The 23,894-nt window shown below is 70.6% G+C and carries 22 protein-coding genes; 16 read left to right on the top strand and 6 right to left on the bottom strand.

Going from position 1 to position 23,894, the window contains the following annotated elements; all coding sequences use genetic code 11:
- The first annotated feature begins 34 nt into the window (after positions 1-34).
- The 3 genes from H4W30_RS28265 to H4W30_RS28255 all read left to right on the top strand — a co-directional run bounded on the left by H4W30_RS28265 (position 35) and on the right by H4W30_RS28255 (position 3,768).
- On the top strand, positions 35-919 hold the full coding sequence (locus H4W30_RS28265; protein ID WP_126734949.1) for a methylenetetrahydrofolate reductase: 885 nt from the start codon (positions 35-37) through the stop codon (positions 917-919).
- Positions 920-961: 42 nt separating this feature from the next.
- The gene (locus tag H4W30_RS28260) at positions 962-2,647 is read left to right on the top strand and encodes a DUF885 domain-containing protein (protein ID WP_192745589.1); all 1,686 of its coding nucleotides are present in this window, start codon (positions 962-964) and stop codon (positions 2,645-2,647) included.
- Positions 2,648-2,886: 239 nt separating this feature from the next.
- Positions 2,887-3,768 (top strand): DMT family transporter, encoded by an 882-nt coding sequence (locus H4W30_RS28255; RefSeq protein WP_192745588.1) that lies wholly within the window; start codon positions 2,887-2,889, stop codon positions 3,766-3,768.
- Here the strand turns inward: H4W30_RS28255 and H4W30_RS28250 are convergent.
- Positions 3,765-4,328, bottom strand: a complete 564-nt coding sequence (locus tag H4W30_RS28250) for a GNAT family N-acetyltransferase (protein ID WP_016332697.1) — start codon at positions 4,326-4,328, stop codon at positions 3,765-3,767. The genes H4W30_RS28255 and H4W30_RS28250 overlap by 4 nt on opposite strands.
- Positions 4,325-4,846: a YbaK/EbsC family protein gene (locus H4W30_RS28245; protein WP_192745587.1), complete on the bottom strand. Its 522-nt coding sequence runs from the start codon at positions 4,844-4,846 to the stop codon at positions 4,325-4,327. The genes H4W30_RS28250 and H4W30_RS28245 overlap by 4 nt, the downstream gene beginning before the upstream one ends.
- A 221-nt stretch (positions 4,847-5,067) precedes the next feature.
- Here H4W30_RS28245 and H4W30_RS28240 point away from each other — a divergent pair, with 221 nt between their 5' ends.
- The 4 genes from H4W30_RS28240 (at position 5,068) to H4W30_RS28225 (ending at position 8,436) form a co-directional block, all read left to right on the top strand.
- Positions 5,068-5,550 (top strand): SAV_6107 family HEPN domain-containing protein, encoded by a 483-nt coding sequence (locus H4W30_RS28240; RefSeq protein WP_192745586.1) that lies wholly within the window; start codon positions 5,068-5,070, stop codon positions 5,548-5,550.
- A 170-nt stretch (positions 5,551-5,720) separates the two neighbouring features.
- Positions 5,721-6,485, top strand: a complete 765-nt coding sequence (locus H4W30_RS28235; RefSeq protein ID WP_192745585.1) for a maleylpyruvate isomerase family mycothiol-dependent enzyme — start codon at positions 5,721-5,723, stop codon at positions 6,483-6,485.
- 102 nt (positions 6,486-6,587) lie between these two features.
- The gene (locus H4W30_RS28230; protein WP_192745584.1) at positions 6,588-7,256 is read left to right on the top strand and encodes a VOC family protein; all 669 of its coding nucleotides are present in this window, start codon (positions 6,588-6,590) and stop codon (positions 7,254-7,256) included.
- Between the two features lie 94 nt (positions 7,257-7,350).
- On the top strand, positions 7,351-8,436 hold the full coding sequence (locus H4W30_RS28225; RefSeq protein WP_192745583.1) for a GNAT family N-acetyltransferase: 1,086 nt from the start codon (positions 7,351-7,353) through the stop codon (positions 8,434-8,436).
- 63 nt (positions 8,437-8,499) lie between these two features.
- Here the strand turns inward: H4W30_RS28225 and def are convergent, their stop codons facing one another.
- Positions 8,500-9,000 (bottom strand): peptide deformylase, encoded by a 501-nt coding sequence (def, locus tag H4W30_RS28220; protein ID WP_192745582.1) that lies wholly within the window; start codon positions 8,998-9,000, stop codon positions 8,500-8,502.
- Positions 9,001-9,037: 37 nt separating this feature from the next.
- Positions 9,038-13,660, bottom strand: a complete 4,623-nt coding sequence (locus H4W30_RS28215; RefSeq protein WP_192746845.1) for an ATP-dependent helicase — start codon at positions 13,658-13,660, stop codon at positions 9,038-9,040.
- A gap of 171 nt (positions 13,661-13,831) precedes the next feature.
- Between H4W30_RS28215 and H4W30_RS28210 the strand changes: the two genes are divergently transcribed.
- From H4W30_RS28210 to H4W30_RS28180, 7 genes are all read left to right on the top strand, one after another.
- The gene (locus H4W30_RS28210) at positions 13,832-15,739 is read left to right on the top strand and encodes an Hsp70 family protein (protein WP_192745581.1); all 1,908 of its coding nucleotides are present in this window, start codon (positions 13,832-13,834) and stop codon (positions 15,737-15,739) included.
- A gap of 97 nt (positions 15,740-15,836) precedes the next feature.
- Positions 15,837-16,031 carry a DUF3046 domain-containing protein gene (locus H4W30_RS28205; protein ID WP_192745580.1) on the top strand — a complete coding sequence of 65 codons (195 nt, stop codon included), beginning with the start codon at positions 15,837-15,839 and terminating at the stop codon, positions 16,029-16,031.
- 206 nt (positions 16,032-16,237) lie between these two features.
- Positions 16,238-17,278 carry a recombinase RecA gene (gene recA / locus H4W30_RS28200; RefSeq protein WP_005164741.1) on the top strand — a complete coding sequence of 347 codons (1,041 nt, stop codon included), beginning with the start codon at positions 16,238-16,240 and terminating at the stop codon, positions 17,276-17,278.
- A 159-nt stretch (positions 17,279-17,437) separates the two neighbouring features.
- Positions 17,438-17,965, top strand: coding sequence for a regulatory protein RecX (locus H4W30_RS28195; protein ID WP_185927234.1), 528 nt, complete (start codon positions 17,438-17,440; stop codon positions 17,963-17,965).
- Between the two features lie 341 nt (positions 17,966-18,306).
- Complete coding sequence (locus tag H4W30_RS28190; protein ID WP_192745579.1) at positions 18,307-18,930, top strand: VOC family protein; 624 nt, start codon at positions 18,307-18,309, stop codon at positions 18,928-18,930.
- Between the two features lie 50 nt (positions 18,931-18,980).
- Positions 18,981-19,421: an iron chaperone gene (locus H4W30_RS28185; protein ID WP_192745578.1), complete on the top strand. Its 441-nt coding sequence runs from the start codon at positions 18,981-18,983 to the stop codon at positions 19,419-19,421.
- 86 nt (positions 19,422-19,507) lie between these two features.
- Positions 19,508-19,945, top strand: coding sequence for a GNAT family N-acetyltransferase (locus H4W30_RS28180; protein WP_192745577.1), 438 nt, complete (start codon positions 19,508-19,510; stop codon positions 19,943-19,945).
- Positions 19,946-19,988: 43 nt separating this feature from the next.
- On the opposite strand, the gene eda is transcribed toward H4W30_RS28180, so the two are convergent.
- Together eda and edd are read right to left on the bottom strand one after the other, a co-directional pair.
- Positions 19,989-20,609 (bottom strand): bifunctional 4-hydroxy-2-oxoglutarate aldolase/2-dehydro-3-deoxy-phosphogluconate aldolase, encoded by a 621-nt coding sequence (eda, locus tag H4W30_RS28175; protein ID WP_192745576.1) that lies wholly within the window; start codon positions 20,607-20,609, stop codon positions 19,989-19,991.
- Positions 20,606-22,495 carry a phosphogluconate dehydratase gene (edd, locus tag H4W30_RS28170; protein WP_192745575.1) on the bottom strand — a complete coding sequence of 630 codons (1,890 nt, stop codon included), beginning with the start codon at positions 22,493-22,495 and terminating at the stop codon, positions 20,606-20,608. Before edd ends, eda begins: the two co-directional genes overlap by 4 nt.
- Before the next feature lie 264 nt (positions 22,496-22,759).
- Here edd and H4W30_RS28165 point away from each other — a divergent pair, with 264 nt between their 5' ends.
- Positions 22,760-23,047: a hypothetical protein gene (locus H4W30_RS28165; protein WP_016332714.1), complete on the top strand. Its 288-nt coding sequence runs from the start codon at positions 22,760-22,762 to the stop codon at positions 23,045-23,047.
- The gene (locus H4W30_RS28160) at positions 23,044-23,874 is read left to right on the top strand and encodes a hypothetical protein (RefSeq protein WP_192745574.1); all 831 of its coding nucleotides are present in this window, start codon (positions 23,044-23,046) and stop codon (positions 23,872-23,874) included. Before H4W30_RS28165 ends, H4W30_RS28160 begins: the two co-directional genes overlap by 4 nt.
- Positions 23,875-23,894 lie beyond the last annotated feature (20 nt).

Genomic DNA, 23,894 nt, shown 5'->3' with positions numbered 1-23,894 from the left:
CCAGCCAGCGGACATTCCCCCTTAAAATGACGGAATGACTTCGGTGGTCGAGCGGTTGCAGGGTGATGGACCCGTGTTCTCCATCGAGTTCTTCCCTCCCCGCGACGCGGCCGACGAGGCCGTCCTGTGGAAGTCGATCCGGGAACTCGAGCCGCTGGACCCGGCGTACATGTCGATCACCTACGGCGCCGGCGGCTCCAGCCGCGACGGCACGATCCGCAGCATCGCCCGCGTCGCCACCGAAACCACGCTGGTGCCGATGGCGCACCTCACCGCCGTGAACCACTCGGTCGCGGAACTGCGCAACGTCATCGGCTGGTACGCCGCCGTCGGCGTGCGGAACATCCTCGCGCTGCGGGGGGACCCGCCGGGCGACGTCTACGGCGACTGGGTCCCGCATCCGCAGGGGCTCAACTACGCCGAGGAACTCGTCGAGCTGGTGCGTTCGCTCGGCGACTTCTGCGTCGGCGTCTCGGCCTTCCCGTACGGCCACCCGCGCTCGGCGAACCTCGAAGCCGACACCGAGTACCTCGTGCGCAAGCTCCGCGCCGGCGCGGATTTCGCGATCGCGCAGCTGTTCTTCGAGCCGGAGGACTTCCTCCGCCTGCGCGACCGGGTGGCGGCCACGGGCTGCGAGGCGCTGGTGATCCCCGGGATCATGCCGCTGACCACGCCGCGGACCCTGCACACGTCGATCAAGCTGTCCGGCGCGCCCGCGCCGCGGCGGCTGCTGGACCGGCTCGAACCGCTGGCCGGCGACCCGAAGGCCTTCCGTGCCGCGGGGATCGACGCGGTGACCGAACTGGGCGAGCGGCTCATCGCCGAAGGCGTCCCCGACCTGCACTTCTATACGTTCAACCGGTCCAAGGCCACGCGCGAGGTGGTCAGCAGGCTCGGGCTGGTCCCGGCCCGCGCGTAACTCCGTACCGAAGTCGCCCGCCGTCCCGGTAGCGTGCCGGTCATGGCTTCAACCGCGCGAAGTGTGCACCAGATCTGTGACCGGTACGTAGACGAGTACGCCGCGGCCGACCCCGTCGCCGCGACGACGTTCGGCATCACCGGATACGACGACCAGCTGACCGACTACTCGCCCGCCGGGCACGCGGCGCGGGCCGCCATCGCCGCCCGCGCGCTGGCCGACATCGAAGCGGCCGAACCCGTCGACGACGGCGAGCGCGCGGCCAAGGCGGTGTTCACCGAGCGGATCGGGTTGCAGCTGGAGATCCACGAGGCGGGTCTCGACCTCGCGGTGCTGAACGTGATCGAAAGCCCCGTGCAGGAAGTGCGCATGGTCTTCGACTACATGCCGACCGAGACCGCGGAGGACTGGGCGACGATCGCCGCCCGGATGGCGAGGGTGCCCGAAGCGCTCGACGGTCTCCGCACCTCGCTGCTCACGGCCGCGGACGCGGGCCGGGTGTCGGCGTTGCGTCAGGTCGGCAAGGTCGCCACGCAGGCCGAAACCTGGGCGGGGCTGAAGGACGAAACCGGATTCTTCGAGGCGCTCGTCGCGGACGCGAAGAACGTCGACGAGAAGCTCCGCGCCGAACTCGGCCAGGCCGCTCACGCCGCCCAGGAGGCGTACGCGGAGTTCGCCGGTTTCCTGCGCGCGGAACTCGCCCCGCTGGCGCCGGTCAAGGACGCCGTCGGCGCCGAGGTGTACAAGCTGTGGTCCCGGGTGTTCACCGGCGCCACCTTGGATCTGGACGAGGCCTACGCCTGGGGCTGGGCCGAATTCACCCGCCTCGAAACCGAGATGCGCGAGGTCGCCGGCCGGATCAAGCCCGGCGCCACCCTCGCCGAGGCGGCCGCCGTCCTCGACGCCGATCCCAAGTACACCGTCCGCGGCCGGGCAGAATTCCAGGCCTGGATGCAGAATCTGTCCGACAACGCGCTGAAGTCGTTGCGCGGCAAGCACTTCGACATCTCCGACCGGGTGATGGCGCTGGAGTGCAAGATCGCCCCGCCCGGCGGCACCGTCGGCGCGTACTACACCGGCCCGAGCGAGGACTTCTCCCGCCCCGGCCGCATGTGGTGGTCGCTGCCGCAGGGCCGGGACGAGTTCACCACCTGGCGCGAGGTCAGCACCGTCTACCACGAGGGCGCGCCGGGCCACCACCTGCAGATCGCGACCGCGGTCGACCAGTCGGAGTCGCTCAACAAGTACCAGCGGCTGCTGGCGTTCACCTCCGGGCACGCCGAGGGCTGGGCGCTGTACTCCGAGCGGCTGATGGAGGACCTCGGCTTCCTCGCCGACGACGGCGAGCTGCTCGGCATGCTGTCCGAGCAGCTGTTCCGCGCCGCGCGCGTGATCGTCGACATCGGCATGCACCTGGAACTGGAGATCCCGGCGGGCACCGGCTTCCACGAGGGCGAGCGGTGGACGCCCGAACTGGGCCTGGAGTTCATGCTCACCCGGACCGTCACCGACCCGGCCCACGTGCACGACGAGATCGACCGCTACCTGGGCTGGCCCGGGCAGGCGCCGTCGTACAAGCTCGGCGAACGGCTCTGGCTGGCCGCCCGCGAGGAGGCCCGCGCGCGGCAGGGCGACGCGTTCGACATCAAGCAGTTCCACACGCGGGCGCTGGCGCTCGGCGGGATGGGGCTGGACACCCTGCGGGAGATGCTGGCCGCGCTCGACTGAGCCGAAGGGCGCTTTCCTCGCAGCCACGCGGGGAAAGCGCCCTTCAGCTTTATTCACTTGCCCGCCTTGATACGTTCCCCTCGTGCACCGGATCTTTCTCGTCACCCCACCCCCCGCCTCCTGAGCGGGGTGTCTCCGGCCGCGCGGCGTTCCAGCCGCCCGGCCGATCCGTGCTGCACTGAAGCACCCCGCGTCGTCGACGTCCTTTCCGACCGACACAGACGCAGGAGCGTTTCCCCATGTCCGTTGCCGTACCCACGCGCGCCCGATCGTCGGCCGCGCTCGTCCTCGCCGGAGTCCTCTGGGGGACCGGCGGCCTCGCCGGCTCCCTGCTCGCGTCCCGCGCGGGGCTGCATCCGCTGAGCGTCGCCGCGTACCGGCTGCTCATCGGCGGCGTGATCGCCACCGGCTATCTCTGGCTCACCGGAGGCCTCCGCGGCTTCCCCCGCACCGCTCAGGTCCGCCGCCGTCTCCTGACCGTCGGTGGCCTGTTCGCCCTCTTCCAGACCAGCTACTTCGCCTCGGTCTCGCTGAGTTCGGTGAGCGTCGCGACGATGACCACCATCGGCAGCGCGCCCGTCCTGCTCGCCGTCGCGACGGCCGTCAAGACCCGCCGCCTTCCCGGAGCGTGGACGGCGGTGTCGGTGGCCGGGTCCCTCGTCGGGCTCGCGCTGCTGCAGTGGACGCCCGGCCAGGAGGTCGACGTCGCCGGAGTGCTGTTCGCGCTGCTCGCCGCGGCCGGGTTCGCCGCGCTGACACTGGTGACCGCGACCCGTGTCGAAGGCCTCGATCCCTTGCCCACCACGGCTTTCGGCTGCCTGATCGGCGGTGCCGCGCTCGCCCCCGCGGCGCTGTGGTTCGGGATGGCGGTGCCGTTCCAGGCCGACGTGCTCGCGCTCGTCGTCTACTTCGGCGTCGTGCCGACGGCGCTGGCGTACGCCGCGTACTTCCGCGGCCTCGAAAGCGCGCATCCCGTCCTGGCCGCGCTGTCCGCCCTGCTCGAACCGTTGACCGCCGCGCTGCTGTCCATGGCCGTGCTCGGGGAACGGCTCGGCGCCGTGGGCTGGTGCGGCGCGGTGGTGCTCATCGCCGCGCTCACCGTGGCGTATTCGAGGCCCTAGAGCGGCAGCGTCCGGCCGAGGATCGCGAACGGCCGCGGATCCCCGGCGAAGTGGTAGTCCCGCAGCACGTCGACGAACCCGACCCGCCGGTACAGGTTCCAGGCCCGGCTGGTGCCTTCCGGCGTGGAGAGGAGGACGTGGGCGCTGGGCACGCCGTCGAGCAGCCGTCGCAGGAGGTCCTCGCCGATCCGCTTCCCCTGGCTTTCGGGGCTGACGTGGATCTCGGTGAGCTCGAAGTAGTCGGACATCCAGTGCTCGGCGGCGGCCTGGCCCTCACGCCGGGTCAGGCCGTGGCGGACCTGTTCGTGCCACCACTGGCCGCCGCGGCCCTTGTAGCCGTAGGCGAGCCCGAGCAGGACGCCGTCCGCGTCGAGCGCGGCCATGCAGCGCCAGCCTTCGCGCAGCGCGTGCGTGAGCCACATCGGCGCGCGTTGCTCCGCCGTGCCTTCGGGGTAGCGCATGGCGTTGACGTAGATGGTCAGCGCCTCGGGGAGCCGGGCGCGGAACTCGTCCGCGGACAGCTGGACGTAACGGGTGCATTCCGAGGACATCGCGGTCACGGGCGCCCATCCTGCCCGCCGCCCGCGACGTCCGCGGGAGTGCCCCCGGTCAACGCGACGAGGTCGTCGAACGTCGTGGGGTACACCGACTTCGGATGCCCGGCGGCGGCCCAGACCACCTCGTGCGCGCGTAACGCGGTGTCGACGAGGGTGGTCAACGCCTTCGGGTGACCGACCGGGGCGACACCGCCGATCGGCTGCCCGGTGTGCGCGCGGACGAAATCCGCGTCCGCCTTGCCGATCTCGTCGGCGTCGGTCAGCGAAGCGAGGAGGCCGGTGTCGGCGCGGTGCGCGCCGGAGGTCAGGGCGAGCAGGGCCGTTTCCATGTCGCCGGAGCGGCTGCGGAAGACGAGGCTGTTCGCGATCGCGCCGACCTCGACACCCAGCGCTTCGGCGGCCTGCGCGGCCGTGCGGACTTCGGCGGGGAGGATCCGGATCCCGTCCGCCGCGGCCTGCTGGCCCGCCTCGGCGAGCGCGGCCGCGACCTTGGCCACCGAGGGATGGTCGATGGTGCTCATACGCCTATGAGATCACGTGGCCGATGCCGTGTCCCGCACCACATGCGGCGATCACCCCGGTACGGGGTTGAGGAATGGGGCACTTCGGGGTTACATTGGACTTGTTCGAACAGACGTTCGACATTCGGTGAGCGCGCACCGGTAGGTGCCCGGCGCGGGGGCGGGGGAAGCGCCTCGGCGCCGGGCACCGGCAGGCGCTCACGTACAGGAGGAGGGTCGTCATGTCCGTTTCGGTCGTGTCCCCCGACGAAGCCGAGAGGCCGGGGGGCGCCGCACAGCCCGCCCTGCCCATGTCGTTGCGCCCGCCGGCACCACCCGCGGCGGTCTCCTTGTACGCACAGGCGAGGCGGGGGCTCGCCGAAGCAGAGCGGGAAAGCGATCCCGCGGAGCGGTTCATCGGGGCGTATCTCGCCGCGCTGCGCGGAGCGGCGGCGGTGCTGGAGGCCCGGGGCCGTCCGCACCGGGGCCGTGCGCGGCCGGCGAGCGGCTGGGTGCTGCTCGATTCCGTCGCGCCCGAGCTCAAGGAATGGGCGGCGTTCTTCGCGGCCAATTCGGCGACGCGGGCCGCCGCTCAGGCGGGGATCACCGGCAAGGTCACCGTCGAGCTGGCGGACGAGCTGACCCGGGCCGCCACGGTGTTCCTGGAACTGGTGCGACGGGTGGTGCACGGGCTGCCGATGGGTGATTCGGCGTCTGTGGCTTAGCGGCCGGTCGGCGGTACCCGTGAATCCGCCTGGCCGAAGGCCCCGCTACCGCGGTGGCAGGGCGCCTTCGCCACCTTCGTGACTTGAAAGACCAGGTTGCGCCCTGCCGACGCCGATCGCGGACGCGGGTTCACCGAGAGACAGAGCGCGCCACGGAGAGGGGGTGCCCGATGGCCGGGCAGGCCATGATCGACCAGGGCAGGTTCCTGGAGGTGATCGGCGCCGAAACCGAGTTGATGGCCCGGGTGGCGCATACCGCGTCCGCCGACGCGCCGGTCCCGACCTGCCCGGGCTGGACGCTCGGGGAGGTGCTCAGGCACGTGGGCAGCGTGTACCGGGTCACCCGCCGCTGGATCACCGACGGGCGGCGTCCCGAGCACTGGCAGCGCAAACCGGGGCCGGGACAGAGCCTGGCGGAGTACTTCCGCGAGGGCCGGGACGAACTCGTCGCCGAACTGTCCGCGCACGACCCGGACGAACTGGCGCCGACCTGGTGGCCCGCGGACCGCAGCTACGGGTTCTGGCGGCGGCGGATGGCGCACGAGACGACGATCCACCGGATCGACGCGGAGGGCGCGGCCGGCCGGGACGTGTCGGAGATCCCCGAAGACGTGGCACTCGACGGGATCGACGAGGCGCTGGTGCTCTGGTTCGGCCAGCGGCTGCCGTTGCTGGGGCTGTCCGGGACCAAGACCGGTTCGGTCGGCGTACGCACCGCGGGCCACACCTGGATCGCCAGGGCGGGGCCCACGGAAACGGTCGCCTGGCGGTGCTCGGCCGAGGAGGCCCAGCGCGCGGACGACCTGGTCACCGGCAAGCCGGACAAGATCTACCGCTGGCTCTGGGGCCGGGCGGGTCCGACGGCGGTGACGGTCAGCGGAGACCAGGACATGGCGGGACAACTCTGGGCCCTTCTGCGGCTCGCGACCCGATGACCGGTCGGTGGGGAAGCCAAACCGGTCAGCGCCAGTCGGCGGAGCTTGAAGATGTGCCCGGAACGCCCAGAAGTGTCGGTGGTGCCGTCTAGATTCACCGGTGTGGTGGCACAGCTGGTGAACCTGGTCTTCGACTCGGCCCTTCCCAGAGATCTGGCGGGTTTCTGGGAAGGGCTGTTCAGCTGGGACGCCCCGTTCGAACCGGCGTTCCGCTCCGAGCCGGGCCCCAAACAGGGTAAGAACCGGTTGCACCTGGATCTGGCGAGCCGTTCGCCCGGGCACCAGGCCGAGCTGGTGGACCGTGCGCTGTCCCTCGGCGCACGGCACGTCGACATCGGCCAGGGCCCGCCGGAGGAGAAACGGGTGCCGTGGGTGGTGCTCGCGGACCCGGAGGGCAACGAGTTCTGCGTCCTCGAGCCACGCGAGCAGTACGAGGGCACCGGCGCGATCGCCTCGGTCGTCACCGACGCGCTCGATCCAGAGCGGCTCGCGCGGTTCTGGGCGGCCGCCCTGGGCTGGGAGGTCGGCGTCCGGGAGAAGACGATCGTCGGCCTGCGGCCGCCGGACGGCCGCGGCCCGTGGATCGAGTTCCTCGCCACGCGAGAAGAGAAGCGGCACAGGAACAGGCTGCGGTTCGAAATCGCGCCACGGCGGGGCAAGAGCCGGGCGGCCGAGATCCGGCGCCTGCGGGAGCTGGGCGCCTCAGGGGAGCGTGGCGAAGCCATGGTGGATCCGGAGGGCAACGAGTTCAGCGTGCTTCCGCCCCGCTGAGTGTTTCGCCGGGGTTGCGCGGTGGCGTCGAACGCTGACGTGAGCGAAACACCCGCGCCGTTGGCAGGCAACAACCGGCCGGGACCGTGGAGTCATGGAGACCTATCGAGTCCGGCCCACCCTGGTCCATCCCCGCGAAGAGACCGCCGCCGCGTCGGCCTGGCGCGTCCGGATCCGCGTGGACGACCGCCCCGGCACGCTGGCCAGGATCGCGATCCGGCTCGCCGACCTCGAATGCAACATCCTCGGGCTGTCGGTGCTCCCGGTCCCCGGCGGCGTGCTCGACGAGATCGTCCTGCGGCCGGCCACCGGCCTGCCTCGCCAGCTGCTCGTCGACGCGATCCGCGACGAAGGATGCGAATGCTCCGCCGTCATCGACGCGGATCTGGCCGAACTGGTCGACCCGGCCACCGCAGCGCTCACCGCGGCCAAGCGGGCGGTCGAGGAGCCCGGCGGCCTCGCGGAAGTGCTCCGCGGCGTCCTCGCGGCCGACGTCGTCACCAAGGTCCCGTCGATCGAAGCGAACCCGGCCCGCACGGAAGGCGGGCACCGCGCGGTGTTCCCGGTGGGGGACGGCGCCGCGTTCGTCGCGCGCCGCCGGTGGTCGCCGTTCGTCGAGCTGGAACTGAGCCGCGCCGTCGCGCTGACCGGCCTGATCGCCGCCGTCCGCGACAACGTGACCGGTCCGATCGTGCTCGACCGGGCCGACGGCGCCGCGATCGTCCTGCGCAAGGGCGTCCCCGGTGACGCGGAAGCGGTGTCCGCGCTGCACCAGAGATGCTCGATGACGACGCTCTTCCACCGCTACCACACCGGAATGCGCGCCGTGCCGCGTCGCTGGCTGCACCGGCTCCTGATGCCGCCGCGCGGGAGCAGCCTGCTCGCGGTCTGCGGCCGGGACGTGATCGGTCTCGGCCAGCTGATCCCGTCCGCCGACGGCGGCGCGGCCGAAGTCTCGCTGCTGGTCGAGGATTCCTGGCAGCGCCAAGGCATCGGCACCGCGCTGCTGACCCGGCTCGCCACCCTTGCCCTGGCCAAGGGGGAGCGCGAACTCACCGCCGTCTGCCTGCCCGGCGACGACTCCCTCCATCGCACCGCCACCCGCGTGGGGCTCCGCCCCGAACGCGCCCCCGGCGACCCGGGCACCCTGCGCTTCCGGCTCCCCGGCCCTCGCGTTTAGTCCTCTGAATGCGGTAGTTCGGGTTACCGACCACCGCATCCAGAGGACGAAAGGCGGGAGAGGTCAGCGGTTCCAGAACCAGTCTTTGCCGCGAGCCTCGCCCAGCGCGCGCTTCTTGCGTTCGGGGGTGAGGCGCTCCAGGTACAGCTTGCCGTCGAGGTGGTCGGTCTCATGCTGCAGGCACTGGGCGAGCACGTCGACGCCCTCGACCTCGACCGGCTCGTTGCGCAGGTCGACACCGCGCACCACGGCGTGCTTCGCGCGTACGACCGGGAACCACAGCTCGGGCACCGAGAGGCAGCCCTCGCCGATCTCGTGTGTCTCATCGGACAGCTCGACGATCTCGGGGTTGATCACGTACCCGCTCAGGCCGCCGACGTCGTAGCTGAACACCCGCAGCCCGACCCCGATCTGCGGCGCCGCGAGACCCGCGCGCCCGGCCGGTTTCACCCCGTCCATCAGATCGGTCACCAGCGACTCGATCTTCTTGTCGAATGTCGTGACCGGGTCGCATACGGTCTTGAGCACGGGATCCCCGAAATAGCGCAGGTCGCGCATCACCATGTTCGAACGTCCTTCTCCGCAGGTCTGAGCGGTGATTCTAGGCCCGCAGGCGCAGCCCCTTGGGAGTCGCCCGGAAACCCGCCTCCTGGAGGACGGCCGAAAGCTCGGAGGTGAGCGCCACCTCGCCGTCGGCCTTCTGCACCGCGAGCTGCCCCAGCCAGCCTTCCCGCACCGCCGTGGACAGCGCCCGCGCGGCCGCGCGCAACCTGTCCTGATCCTCGGTGAAGCTCAGCAGCGACCGGCCGCCTCGTTCGACGTACATCGCCGGGACGCCGTCCACGAGCACCGCCAGCGCACCCGCTTTCCTTGCCGGACGGTGTTTCGTGTCGCCCGTCGCGGCGGGCCAAGGCAACGCGGCGCCGTAGGGCTGGGCCGGGTCGGCGGCGGCGAGGACGACGGCGCCTTCCGTGGTGGTGCGCTGGTTCCCGGACTGGGCGCGCAGCCTGTCGACGGCGCCCTTCGCCGCGAACTGCGCCGCGCCGAGCCCCTCGACCACGTACCCCCGGACGACCTGTCCCGAATCCTCCATGCCACGCAAAACCTTGTAGATCCCCGAAAAGCCACCGGTCACACGCTCGGTGTCGAGGGCGCCACGGGTGAGGACGCCGTGCCGTTCCAGGAAGGCCTCCGTCCGCGCCAGCGCGCGCCTGGTCGGATCCGCTTCCCGCCCCGGGGTGAGTGCCCAGCGGCCGGCCACCGTCGGCGGCCCGGTGCGCGAAGGCATCGCCGGGCGCCCGGCCCGAAGCCGCGCGTACCGGCCGCGAGGAGCCTGACGGCGTGGCTTGTGCGCCGCGCCGGAACCGGAGACCTGCGCCCGCAGCGGGCCCAGCGTGTCCCCGGTGACCAGGCCCGCCCATACGAGATCCCACAGCGCCGCCACGACTTCACCGTCGTTGGGCGGGGTTTCGACCAACGGCGACGCCCGGTCCACGAGCTGGCGGAAGAACTGCGCTCCACCCTCCAAAGTGGACAGAATGGCCTCATGGAGCGGGCCGGAGGGCAGATCGTCGTCGAGATCCGGCAACAGCAGATCGGCGACGTCCGTGGGCGCGAGCGCCAGCCAGCCGTCCCCACCGGACAGGGAGCCGCAGCCGCACCAGGTGACCTCGCCCGCCGTGGTGAGTTCGTCCAGCAGCGACGGGGTGTAGCCGGGCAGCCTGCTCGGCAGGATCAGCGACTCGACCGCGCTCGCCGGGAGCGGGGCACCGGCCAGTTGCTCGACCACGGACAGCACGTCGTCCGCCGTCGGCGCCGACCGCACTCGCGCCCCGATGCCGTGCCACGACGGCAGGAATCGCCCCAGCGCGGCCGGTTCGACCGGCTCGACCTCGGCCCGCAGCCGGGCCAGCGACGCCCGCCGAAGCCTACGCAGCACTGAAGCGTCGCAGAACTCCATCCCGACGCCGTGGGTCTCCGGATGCCCGACGGGGCTCAGCTCGCCCCGGACCAGCCTGCCCTGCGCGGTCAGCCTGTCCAGGACGCCGGTGACCACGGCCGTCCCGAGCCCGAACCGCTCGGCCGCCTGCCGGGCGCTGAACGGGCCGCGGCTGCGCGAATAGCGCGACAGCAGGTCACCGACGGGATCCTCGACCGGCTCGGTGAACGCCTCCGGCACACCGACCGGCAGCGCGGTGCCCAGCGCGTCCCGCACGCGGCCGGCGTCCTCGATGGCGATGAAGCGTTCTCCACCGCCGATGCGCACCCGGATCACCCGCCGCGCGGCTTCCAGTTCCTCCAGCCATTCCCGTTGGATGCCGCGCGCCGCGGCCTCCTCGATCGAGAGATCGCCGAGGAACCGCAACAGATCCGCGGCGTCCTCGGCGTTGCGGGCGTGCCTGTCCGGGTCGAGGCGTTGAAGGGAGCGCTCGACTTCGGCGACGACTTCGGCGTCCAGCAGCTCCCGGATCGCCTCGGTGCCGAGCAGTTCGGCCAGCAGCGTCGAATCCAGTGCCAGCGCCGCGGCACGCCGTTCCGCGAGCGGGGCGTCCGTCTCGTACAGGAACATCCCGACGTAACCGAAGAGCAGACTGCGCGCGAACGGGGACGCCGACGGCGTTTCGACCTCGACCAGCTTGACCTTGCGGGACCGGACGTCGGACATCAGTTCGCGCAGCCCGCCGACGTCGTACACGTCCTGCAGGACTTCCCGCATCGCTTCCAGCACCACGGGGAACCGCTCGTACTTGGCCGCGACCGAAAGCAGCTGGGACGCGCGCTGCCGCTGCTGCCACAGCGGGGTGCGGCGGCGCGGATCCCGGCGGGGGAGCAGCAGCGACCGCGCCGCGCATTCCCGGAACCGCGCCGCGAACAGCGCCGAACCGCCGACCTCGGCGACGATCAGCTGCTCGACCTCTTCCGGGTCGAGCAGCACGTCCTCGACGCCGATGGTGACCTCGGCGCCGTCCATGTCGAGCGCCTCGGGCAGCCGCAGCACGATGCCGTCGTCGGAATGCGCGACCTGGGCGTCGACCCCGCGGTTCTCCCGCAGCCGCGCGGCGATCGCGAGCGCCCACGGCGCGTTGACCTGCGCGCCGAACGGCGAGTGCAGGATGACCCGCCAGTCGCCCAGCTCGTCGCGAAACCGTTCCAGCAGCACGGTTTTGTCGTTCGGCACATGCCGCGTGGCCGACTTCTGCTCCGCCAGGTACGCCAGCAGGTTGTCGCAGGCGTACTCGTCCAGCCCGGCGACGGCGGCGCGTTCCCTGGCCACCGACGGCTCCGAAGTGGACAGTTCACGGACGAACGCGCCCAGCGCCCGCCCCAGTTCCAGCGGGCGGCCGGGGGCGTCGCCCTTCCAGAACGGCATCCGGGCGGGCTCACCCGGCGCGGGGACCACGATCACGCGGTCGTGGGTGATGTCGGTGACCCGCCAGGAGGAGGTGCCGAGCAGGATCGTGTCCCCGACGCGGGACTCGTAGACCATCTCCTCGTCGAGCTCGCCCACGCGAGACCCGGGTTTGCCGTCGGAACCCGGCGTCATCACGGTGAACAGGCCGCGGTCGGGGATCGTGCCGCCGGAGGTCACCGCCAGCCGCTGCGACCCCGGACGGCCGTGCAGCTCGCCGGTGACCCTGTCCCAGGTGATCCGGGCGCGCAGCTCGCCGAACTCCTCGCTGGGGTACCGGCCGGCGAGCATGTCGAGCACGGCGAGCAACGCGTCGTCCGGAAGGGACGCGAATGGCGCCGCCCGGCGGGCGAGGGCGGCCAGCTCGTCGACCGTCCAGGACTCGAGCGCCACCATCGCCACGACCTGCTGCGCCAGCACGTCCAGCGGGTTGCGCGGGTACCGCACCGCCTCGATCGCCCCGGACGCCATCCGCTCCGCGACCACCGCGCAGGAGACGAGGTCACCCCGGAACTTCGGGAACATCACCCCGCTCGACACCGCGCCGACCTGGTGTCCGGCCCGGCCGACCCGCTGCAGTCCCGATGCGACCGTCGGCGGCGCCTCGATCTGCACGACGAGGTCGACGGCGCCCATGTCGATGCCCAGCTCCAAGGAGGACGTCGCCACGACACACGCCAGCCGCCCGGACTTGAGCTCCTCCTCCACATGGGTGCGCTGCTCGCGCGACATCGAGCCGTGGTGCGCCCGCGCGATCACCGGCGCCGCCCCGGTGGTCAGCCCGGACTGGCCGATCGCCTCGGCCGGAAACCGCTGATCCGGCTCCAGTTCGGCCTGCTCCGCGACGAGTTCGTTGAGCCGCGCGGTCATCCGCTCGGTGAGCCGCCGCGAGTTGGCGAACACGATCGTCGACCGGTGCGCCTGGATCAGTTCGAGGACACGCTCCTCCACCGCGGGCCAGATCGACGGCCGCCGGGGCGCGCCGTCGATGTCCTCCAGCGACCCGGGGAGCCGTGCGAGGCCCGCGTCGAGGTCTTCGTTCTGCTTCGGCCCCTGCGGACCGTCAAGGTCGGACATGTCCTCGACCGGGACCTCGACGCGGACCTCGATCGTCTTCGCGAGCTTCGGCTGGACGATGGTGACCGGCCTGCCGCCCGCCAGGAAGGAGGCCACCTCGTCGATCGGCCGGACCGTCGCCGACAGCCCGATCCGCTGGGCGGGCTTTTCGAGAAGCGCGTCGAGCCGCTCCAGCGACAGGGCCAGATGCGCGCCGCGTTTGCCGCCCGCGACCGCGTGCACCTCGTCGATGATCACCGTCTCCACGCCGCGCAGCGAATCGCGGGCGGAGGAGGTGAGGATCAGGAACAGCGACTCCGGCGTGGTGACCAGCACGTCCGGCGGGGTCTTGCCGAACGAGCGCCGCTCGGCCGCGGTGGTGTCGCCCGTGCGCATGCCGACGCCGATGTCCGGCACCGGCAACCCGAGCCGCCGAGACGCCTGCGAGATACCCGCCAGCGGTGCCCGCAGGTTGCGCTGGACGTCGACCGCCAGCGCCTTCAGCGGGGAGACGTAGAGGACACGGCAGCGTTTCCTGGGCTCGGACGGCGGCGGCTCGACCGACAGCCTGTCCAGCGCCCAGAGGAACGCCGAGAGCGTCTTACCGGAGCCCGTGGGGGCCACGACCAGCGCGTGTTCCTTCGCGTGCGCGGCACGCCACGCGCCCTCCTGCGCGCGGGTGGGCGCGGCGAAGGCCCCGGTGAACCAGTCCCTGGTCGCGGGGGAGAAGAGGTCGAGTACGTGTGCCACGCCCTCCATACTGCGCCGGACCACCGACAGTTTCGCTCCGAGGCTGTGACGAGGCACCCGCTCGGGGACGAGTTCGGCGGGTTCCGCACGTGCGGTGACCTCGCTCATGGGAGCATCACCGCCAGCGCGACCGGATCAGTGCTGGGGCGGTCGCCGTTCGTCTGTGAAGGGGTATGAGCTGTGCGGATCCTGTCGGTGGACCTCGGGACGTCCAACACCGTGGCCGTCCTTTCGGCGCACGGGAGGCCTCCGCGCGTGGTCGAAGTCGACGGTTCGGCCAACATGCCGTCCGCGGTGTTCGCCACCGAGGACGGCACGATCATGGTCGGCCGCGACGCCGAACGCCGCGCCCGTCTCGACCCGACCCGCTTCGAGCCCAACCCCAAACGCCGCATCGACGAGCAGACGCTCCTGCTGGGCACCGACGTCATCCCGGTCAGCGAGGTGCTGGCCGCGATCCTGCGCCGCGTCCTCGACGAGACCACCCGCCAGCTCGGCGGGGACCTGCCCGACGAGGTCCGGCTCACCCACCCCGCGCAGTGGGGCCCGACCCGCCGCAACGTGCTGCTGTCCGCCGCCCGGCTCGCCGGGATGGGCGGCAACCTGGTGCTCGTGCCCGAGCCGGTCGCCGCGGCCGCGCACTTCGCGTCGTTCCCCGGCAAGACGCTCGCGCCCGGTCAGGCGCTCGCCGTGTACGACCTCGGCGCCGGCACCTTCGACGTCGCGATCGTCGGCGCGACCCCGAACGGCGGCTTCACCGTCGTCGCCGAAGACGGCCTCCCCGACCTCGGCGGTCTCGACGTCGACCAGGCGCTCCTGGTGCACGTCGGCCGCGAGGTCTCGCACAAGGATCCCCAGCGCTGGCAGCGGGTCCTGCGGCCGGAGTCCACTCCGGACCGTCGTACGCGGCGCGCGCTGCAGGAGGACGTGAAGGCGGCGAAGGAGGCCCTCTCGCGGCACCCTCAGACCGAGGTCCCGATGCCGGAGCCGTTCGAGGACGTCCTCGTCACGCGAGGGGAACTCGAAGCGCTGGTGCGGCCCTCGATGCTGCGCAGTGTCGAGCTGATGTCGCGAGTGGTCCGCTCGGCCGGGATGACCCCGGACCGGCTCGCCGGCATCTACCTCGTCGGCGGTTCGAGCCGTCTCCCGCTGGTCGGCAGCCTGATCGCGGAGAAGCTCGGCGTCGTCCCCGGCAGCTTGGACCAGCCCGAGACCGCGGTCGCGCTCGGCGCCCAGCACGTCGCCTCCGACGGCATCAGCTCGCGCACGCAGGGCGTCGAAGGGCAGGTCGCCGCGGGAACCGGTGCGCACCCCGGCGTTTCGGGCCCGTACGCGCCGCCGCCGCAGCAGGTCGCGTCGATTCCCGGATACCAGGGGAACGGCCCCGGTCAGTCCGGCGGTTTCCCCCAGTCGGGTTACCCGAACAGTGGTCCGCAGCAGGTTCAGCAGCAGCCCGCGCCGACGAATTTCCCGACGTACTCGCTGGCCGGGCAGACCACCGGTGACAAGGCGCCCGCGAGCAAGAAGAAACCGCTGGTCATCGGTGCCATCGTGGCCGTCGTCGTGCTGCTCGCCGCCGGGCTCACCTACTTCCTGACGTCCTCTTCGGTGGCGACCTACACGGCCGAAGAGTGCAAGGCGCCCGGTGCGGCCGACGACAAGGGCCTCACCGGTTGCCTGCGCCAGCTCGCCGGGAAGATCGCCGACACCGGCGACTGCAAACCCGGTATGGGCAACGGGCCGGCGAAACCGGCGGAGGATCTCGGCGTGACGTCGACCTGCTCCGCCCCTGGCCGCGCCGGGACCCAGGTGACCTATCTGCAGAGCGACTCCGCGGACAAGCTCAAGGCCTACACCGACGGACTGCTCAAATCGGCCGGGGGAGACCGCACCGAGGCCAAGTGGGCAGGCAACGCCCTGGAGGGCCAGTACTCCTCGGCCGCCGGGCGGAACGCCGCCGTGCTGGTGTTCACCGTGACCGACCGGCCGCTGGTCGGCTTCATCTACCAGGTCCCGACCGAAGGCCAGAACCCGACGCCGGGCGAACTGGCCGACTACTTCGAAAAGAGCGTCCAGCCGGGCGAATAGTCCCCTGTTCGCGCGTGAAGGCCCCCTTCCCTCGGCTCAGCCGAGGGAAGGGGGCCTTCACGCGTTTCGTGCTCGAGGCGGGGCTAGACTTCTCCCGATGCGTATCACGGTCTTCCGGCGGCTGATGGCCGACGAATTCGGTCCCGGACGTGCGGAAACCCTCTCCAGGGATCACGTCTTCGGCGAACTCGGGGGCCGGACCGTCGAACAGGCCCTCGACGCGGGAACCTCGGCCAAGGACGTCTGGCGGGCGGTCTGCGAAGCCTTCGAGATCCCGCCCGAGCGGCGCTGACCTCGGCGAAAAGGCAAGAACCCTAGCGCGACGGCGTGTCGGTCGCGGCCTCGAACACACGTTCGTCTAGGGTGTTGTCCACAACGGGGTCAGCGATCCACAGCTTGGGCGCGAGGCCTGGAATTGTCGGTGGTCGCCCGTAGCGTCGGACCCGACAGCTCAGAACTGAACAAGCCCTACCCGGCTCAACCAACGAGGTGGACTCCATGGCACCAGCAGCACCCGACAAGGACAAGGCGCTCGAACTGGCCCTCGCCCAGATCGACAAGCAGTACGGCAAGGGCTCGGTCATGCGCCTCGGCGAAGAGGGCCGCGCGCCGATCGAGGTCATCCCCACCGGCGCCATCGCACTCGACGTCGCGCTCGGGATCGGTGGCCTTCCCCGCGGCCGGGTCATCGAGATCTACGGTCCGGAGTCCTCCGGTAAGACCACCGTCGCGCTCCACGCGGTCGCCAACGCGCAGAAGAACGGCGGCATCGCCGCGTTCATCGACGCGGAGCACGCGCTGGACCCGGAGTACGCCAAGAAGCTCGGCGTCGACACCGACGCGCTGCTGGTCTCCCAGCCGGACACCGGTGAGCAGGCGCTCGAGATCGCGGACATGCTGATCCGCTCCGGCGCGCTCGACATCCTGGTCATCGACTCGGTCGCCGCGCTCGTGCCGCGCGCCGAGATCGAGGGCGAGATGGGCGACAACCACGTCGGCCTCCAGGCCCGGCTGATGAGCCAGGCCCTGCGGAAGATGACCGGTGCGATGAACAACTCCGGCACCACCGCGATCTTCATCAACCAGCTGCGCGAGAAGATCGGCGTCATGTTCGGCTCCCCGGAGACCACGACCGGTGGTAAGGCGCTGAAGTTCTACGCCTCGGTCCGCCTGGACGTCCGCCGCATCGAGACGCTGAAGGACGGTGGCGAGCCCGTCGGCAACCGCACCCGCGTCAAGGTCGTGAAGAACAAGGTCGCCCCGCCCTTCAAGCAGGCCGAGTTCGACATCCTTTACGGCAAGGGTGTCTCCCGCGAGGGTTCGTTGATCGACATGGGTGTCGACCAGGGCATCCTGCGCAAGTCCGGCGCCTGGTACACCTACGAGGGCGACCAGTTGGGCCAGGGCAAGGAGAACGCCCGCAAGTTCCTGCTGGACAACCCGGACATCGCCAACGAGATCGAGAAGCGCATCAAGGAGAAGCTGGGCATCGGTGCCGCCGTCGACGCCGAAGCCGCCCCCGCGCCGGTCGACTTCTGAGTTCCGCGGCCGCGGGATCGGGTGAAGTGTGCTCGCGGAGAGCACTCGCCGGATCCCTTCGCCGTGCCTTCTGGGGGGCGAACCCCCAGACCCCCGCCAGGGGTGAAGTCACCGATCGATCGTTTCGACTGGAGTGATAGCTGAATGCGTGCGCCCAAAGTGGATCCGGCGGAGCTGCCGCCGGACGAGCGGAGGAAGAAGGCCAAGGAGATCTGCTTCGATCTCCTGGCCGCGCGCCCGCGTTCCACGGAGGAACTGCGTCAGGCCCTCAAGCGCAAGGGCTTCGACGAGGAGACGACGGAGACCCTGCTCGGTAAGCTGGACAAGGCAGGGCTCATCAACGACGCCGAGTTCGCCGAGATGTGGGTGCGTTCCCGCCATGCCAACATGGGCCTGGCACGGAACGCCCTCGTAGCCGAACTCAAACGCAAAGGAATCGATGGGGATATCGCCGTCCAGGCCGCCGAAGAGGTGGACCGAGAGGCAGAGGAGCAGCGCGCCCGAGAGCTGGTACGGAAGCGCATGCGCTCCTTGGGCAACGTCGACGAGCAGACGGCGATCCGCCGCCTGCTGGGCTTCCTCGCCCGCAAGGGCTATCCCCAGGGGCTGGCCTACACCGTGATCCGCGACGAACTCCGCGAGTTCGGCGCCGAGTCGGCGATGCTGGACGACGCCACCCTCGACTGAGCTCCATCACCCGAGCCGCTCACCGGCCCGCGGGCACACGTGCCCGCGGGCCGGTGTTTCGCGTTCAGACAGGCCGGCACACGTGATCCAACGGCCGGCACGTGTGATCGGACGGCCGGCACGCTCGCGGCCGAGTTCCGCCGAGAGACGTCCGTCTGGACACACGTGTCGGCCGTTGGATCACACGTGTCGTCCCTCTGATCACGCGTGTCGTCCCTTCGATCACGCCACCGCCGTGTTCGACGCCTGCGGGGCGCCGGAGCAAGCCTCCGACCAGCGCCGATGTGACCGATCAGGAATCGAGAAGCGCCGGAAGCCCGCCCGGAAATAGCGTTACCGGCATGAACTTCATCGACGCCATCACCCTCGAAGTGGCCGACACCGAGGCCGCCGAACGCTTCTACACCACCGCCTTCGGGCTCGGCTCGGAACTGCGCTTCCGGGCTTCGCAGGAGCCGTCCACCGGCTTCCGCGGCTACACCCTCTCCCTCACGGTTTCCCAGCCCGCCAACGCCGACGCGCTCATCGACGCCGCCGTCGCCGCCGGGGCGACCGTGATCAAGCCCGCCGCGAAGTCGATGTGGGGTTACGGCGGAACCGTCCAGGCTCCGGACGGCGCGATCTGGAAGATCGCCACCTCGGCGAAGAAGAACACCGCGCCGGCCGCCCGTGAATTCGACGCCATCGTGTTGCTGCTGGGCGTCGCCGACGTGGCCGCGAGCAAGAAGTTCTACGTCGAGCACGGCCTCACCGTGGGCAAGAGCTTCGGCCGCGTGTACGTCGAGTTCGAATCCGGCTCGAGCCCCGTGAAGCTGGCGCTGTACAAGCGCAAGGCCCTGGCCAAGGACGCCGGCGTGTCCCCGGAGGGCACCGGTTCGCACCGCATCGCGATCTGCGGCGTCGCCCCGTTCACCGACCTCGACGGGTTCGCCTGGGAGACCTCGGCTCTCGCCGCCCAGTCCTGATGTGCCACTTCCGGATGCCCCCGCTCGCCGCTTACCAAGGAGAAGCCGCCATGAGCACCACGTACGAAGGATTCACGGCCGAAGAGAAGGCCGCGATGAAGGAACACGCCCAGGACATGAAGAAGGCGGCCCGCCGCGGTTCCGCCGCCGACAAAGCGGCGGCGGCCGAGCAGGACGTGGTCGCGAAGATCGCCGAGATGCCCGAAGAGGACCGGGCGCTGGCCGAGCTGGTCCACACCGTCGTGAAGGCGAACGCCCCGATGCTCGCGCCGAAACTCTGGTATGGCCAGCCCGCCTACGCGCTGGACGGCAAGATCGTCTGCTTCTTCCAGGCGGCGGCCAAGTTCAAGACGCGGTACGCGACGCTCGGCTTCAACGAGGCCGCCCGGCTGGACGACGGCGCGATGTGGGCGACGGCCTTCGCGCTGACCGGCGTCACCCCGGAGGTGGAACGGCGCATCGCCACCCTGGTGAAGCAAGCCGTCAGCTGACGAGTGGCAGCCTGCTTTAGCGCGTGATTGGCCACTCGCGAGACAGCGGCTAAACCCTAGGCTCGGTTGATCACTGGGAGGGCCACATGATCACCATCGAGCCGTTGAAGCCCGAAGACCGCGAAGCCTGGGAACACTTGTTTCGCGCGTACATCGCCTTCTACGAACGTGTCGCGCCCCAGGAGGTCTACGACCGAGCCTGGCGCGAATTCCAGGCGGGGGAGCGGATGCACGCGCTCGGCGCCCACCTGGGCGGCGAGCTCGTCGGGATCACGCATTTCCTCATGCATCCCAGTACATCCGCGCTCACCGACGTCTGTTACCTGCAAGATCTGTTCACCGCGCCGGAAGCCCGCGGCAAGGGGGTCGCGCGGGCGCTGATCGAGGCCGTCGCGGACTGGGCGCGCGCCCGCGACTGCGGCAGGGTTTACTGGCACACCAAGGAATCCAACGCCACCGCGCGCCGCCTGTACGACCGGGTCGCGGTCAACCGGGGCTTCATCCAGTACCAGTTGCCACTGTGAAACCAGTGAGGGCCACTCGGCACGCCAGTGGCCCTCACCGAGATCAGAGCTTCGAAGCCTCCGCCGCGAAGGCTTCGATCTTCCCGAAGTCCTTGGCCGCCAAGGCGTCCTTCGGAGTCAGCCACGATCCGCCGATGCAGCCCACATTGGACAGTGCGAGATAGTCCGGGGCGGTCTTCACGGTGATCCCGCCGGTCGGGCAGAACTTGAGCCCGGGCAGCGGCCCGCCGATCGACTTCAGGTACGCCACCCCGCCGCTGGCCTCGGCGGGAAAGAACTTCAGCGCGGTCAGCCCGCGTTCGGCCAGCCGCATCGCCTCCGAAACCGTGCTCGCGCCCGGCAGGAACGGCAGGCCGGTGTCGAACGCGGCGTCCAGCACGGCGTCCGTGCAGCCCGGGGTCACCAGGAACTTCGCGCCGGCGTCGGCGGCCTGCTTGGCGTGCTCGGGCGCGGTGACGGTCCCGGCGCCGATGACGATCTCCGGGACCTCCGCGGCGATCCGCTCGATCGAGGCGAGTGCCGCCGGGGTCCGCAGGGTCAGCTCGATCACGCCGATCCCTCCCGCGAGCAGGGCCCGCGCGGTGGGCACGGCGTCGTCGGCGTCGTCGAGCACGACGACGGGCATCACGGGGGACAGGCCGAGCAGGTCGGCGCCGGTGGTCACTGGGTTACCTCCACAGGGGTCAACGTGTGCGCCGGAGCGCCGAAGTGTTCCGGCGTGAGCGGTCCGAACACGCTCGCGCCCTGATCGGCGGGGCCGACCGCTCGGCGCAGCGCCGCGAACAGCTCCCGGCCGGTGCCGGTCCAGGATGCCTCCGAAGGCGGGGAATCCACCAGTTCACGGCGGGCGAGTTCTTCGTCACCCACGAGGACGTCGAGCGTCCCGGCCTTGGCGTCGAGGCGGACGACGTCGCCGTCGGCGATCCGCGCGATCGGGCCTCCCACGGCGGCTTCCGGCGTCACCTGGATCGCCGCGGGGATCTTGCCGGACGCGCCCGACATCCGGCCGTCGGTGAGCAACGCCACCTGGTGCCCGCGGTCCATCAGCACCCCGAGCGCCGGGGTGAGCCCGTGCAGCTCCGGCATCCCGTTGGCCTGCGGGCCCTGCTGCCGGATGACCACGACGACGTCGCGGTCCAGCTCGCCCGCCTCGAAAGCGTCCTTGAAGGACTTCTGGTCGGTGAACACCCGCGCCGGCGCCTGGACGATCCGGTGCTCCGGCGCCACCGCCGACACCTTGATCACCGCGCGGCCGAGGTTGCCCGCGACCATCCGCAGCCCACCGTCGGCGGCGAACGGCCGCCACACCGGACGCAGCACGTCCTCATCGAGGCTGCGGGTCGGGACGTCACGCCAGACCAGCTCGCCTTCGGAGAGGATCGGCTCCTGCCGGTAGCGGTGCAGCCCCGGCCCGGCGACGGTCTGGACGTCCTCGTGCAGCAGGCCCGCGTCGAGCAGCGTGCCGACCAGGAACTGGATGCCCCCGGCGGCGTGGAAGTGGTTGATGTCGGCGCTGCCGTTCGGGTACACGCGCGCCAGCAGGGGGATCACCGAGGACAGGTCGGAGAAGTCGTCCCAGGTCAGCTGGATGCCCGCGGCGGCGGCGATCGCGACGAGATGCATCGTGTGGTTGGTCGAACCGCCCGTGGCGAGCAGCGCGATGACACCGTTGACGACGGCCTTCTCGTCGATCACGCGCGAGACCGGCGTGTACTCCTCGCCCCGCGAAAGCTTCACGACGCGGCGTCCGGCCTCTTCGGTGAGCGCCTTCCGCAGCGCCGAGTTCGGCTGCACGAAGCTGGCGCCCGGCAGGTGCAGGCCCATCACCTCGACGACCATCTGGTTGGAGTTGGCGGTGCCGTAGAAGGTGCACGTGCCCGCCGAGTGGTACGAAGCCGCTTCGGCGTCCAGCAGGTCTTCGCGCGTCGCCTTGCCCTCGGCGTAGAGCTGGCGCACGCGCGCCTTCTCCTTGTTCGGCAGGCCCGAGTTCATCGGCCCGGCGGGCACCAGGATCGCCGGGAGGTGTCCGAAGGACAGCGCCCCGATCAGCAGGCCGGGCACGATCTTGTCGCAGACGCCGAGCAGCAGCGCCGCGTCGAACATGTCGTGGGACAGCGCGATCGCGGTCGACATCGCGATCACCTCGCGGCTGAACAGCGACAGCTCCATCCCCGGACGGCCCTGGGTGACGCCGTCGCACATCGCGGGCACGCCACCGGCGAACTGGGCGACCCCGCCCGCCTGGCGGACCGAGCCCTTCAGCATCGCGGGGTACTCCTGCATCGGCTGGTGAGCCGAAAGCATGTCGTTGTAGGACGAGACGATCGCGACGCCCGGCGCCCGCGCGGCGCGCAGTGCCGCTTTGTCGACACCTTCCATCGCGGCGAAGCCGTGGGCGAGGTTGCTGCAGTCGAGACCGCGCCGCACCGGCCCTTCCTCGTGGGCGGCGGCGACGCGCTCGAGATGCGCGGCGCGGGTTTCGGCGCTGCGGGCCGCGATGCGTTCGGTGACTTCGGCGATGATGGGGTGGACGTTCGGGGCGGTGCTCATTGTCCGGCTCCGGATCACTGGTCGTGGTGGTCCGCGGGACGGCAACGCTGACGTCGCTGGGTCGTGACAGTGGCCACAGTAACCCAGGGGAAAGCCCGAATCAAAATCGATACAGAAGATCGACTCGCGTGACCTCCGTCACGTCACTAGGTTCCACTGTGCTACTTGTCACATTGCACAACGCGCGGCAGAGTCGAGACGGCGAGGAATCGCTGGCCTTCGAAGGCTCAAGCGGCCAACCGAACCGACCATCGGGAGGTACCGATGTCCACCACAGAGATCGCCGAGCTTCGGCGAGCCATCGGTCAGTTGAGGCAGTGCGTCGGCGCGCTGCGGTCCCGATACGGCGACGCCTCGGCGGTACGGCGCCTGGCGAACGACGTCGAGCGGCTCGACATCGACGCGACCGACCTCGACACGACCCCGAACGCGGTGCCCGCTCAGGCGAAGGCCGCCGACCGGGTCCAAGTTCCCGATACGCCCTACGACCCGGCGCTGTGGCAGGGCGCCGATGACGAAGGCGTCGGCGGCTACAAGCGCGACCAGCGGTGAGCGCCCCCGCCGGCAACGAGGCCGGACGGGGTACGGGGGTCCGCGCACCGTCGCGGGCCCGGATCGCCGAAAAAACGCTGCGCACCGACCGGTGGTGGCTGTCCCCGCTGCTGACCGTCCTCGGCCTCTCCGCCTTCATCATCTACGCGACGATCAGGTCCTTCGTGCGCACCGCCTACTGGGTGCCCGAGTACCACTACCTGACGCCCTTCTATTCGCCCTGCGTCTCGGAATCCTGTGTTGAAGGCTCCCGGCATTTCGGGGCCTGGATCGGCGAGTTGCCGAGCTTCATCCCGCTCGGCTTCCTCGTCCTGCCGTTTCTGCTGGGCTTCCGGCTGACCTGCTACTACTACCGCAAGGCCTACTACCGGGCCGTCTGGTTCTCGCCGCCCGCCTGCGCGGTCGCCGAACCGCACGCGAAGTACACCGGTGAGACGCGACTGCCGCTGATCATCCAGAACGCCCACCGCTACTTCTTCTACGTGGCCGTGGTCGTCTCGCTGATCAACACCTACGACGCGATCACCGCGTTCCACGGCAAGACCGGCGGCTTCGGTTTCGGGCTCGGCAACATCGTGCTACTCGGCAACGTGATCCTGTTGTGGGCGTACACGTTGTCCTGCCACTCGTGCCGTCACGTGACCGGCGGCAGGCTCAAGCACTTCTCCAAACACCCGGTGCGCTACTGGATCTGGACCCAGGTGACGAAGCTCAACACCCGTCACATGGCGCTGGCGTGGACGACGCTCGGCACGCTCGTGCTGACCGATCTCTACGTGATGCTCGTGGCGAGCGGCGCGATTTCGGATCTGCGGTTCATCAACTAGCGGCGCGGGAATCTCCCGTC

The organism is Amycolatopsis roodepoortensis, from assembly GCF_014873915.1.
Lineage (GTDB): Bacteria > Actinomycetota > Actinomycetes > Mycobacteriales > Pseudonocardiaceae > Amycolatopsis > Amycolatopsis roodepoortensis.
This window is presented reverse-complemented; position numbering and strand designations above follow the sequence as displayed.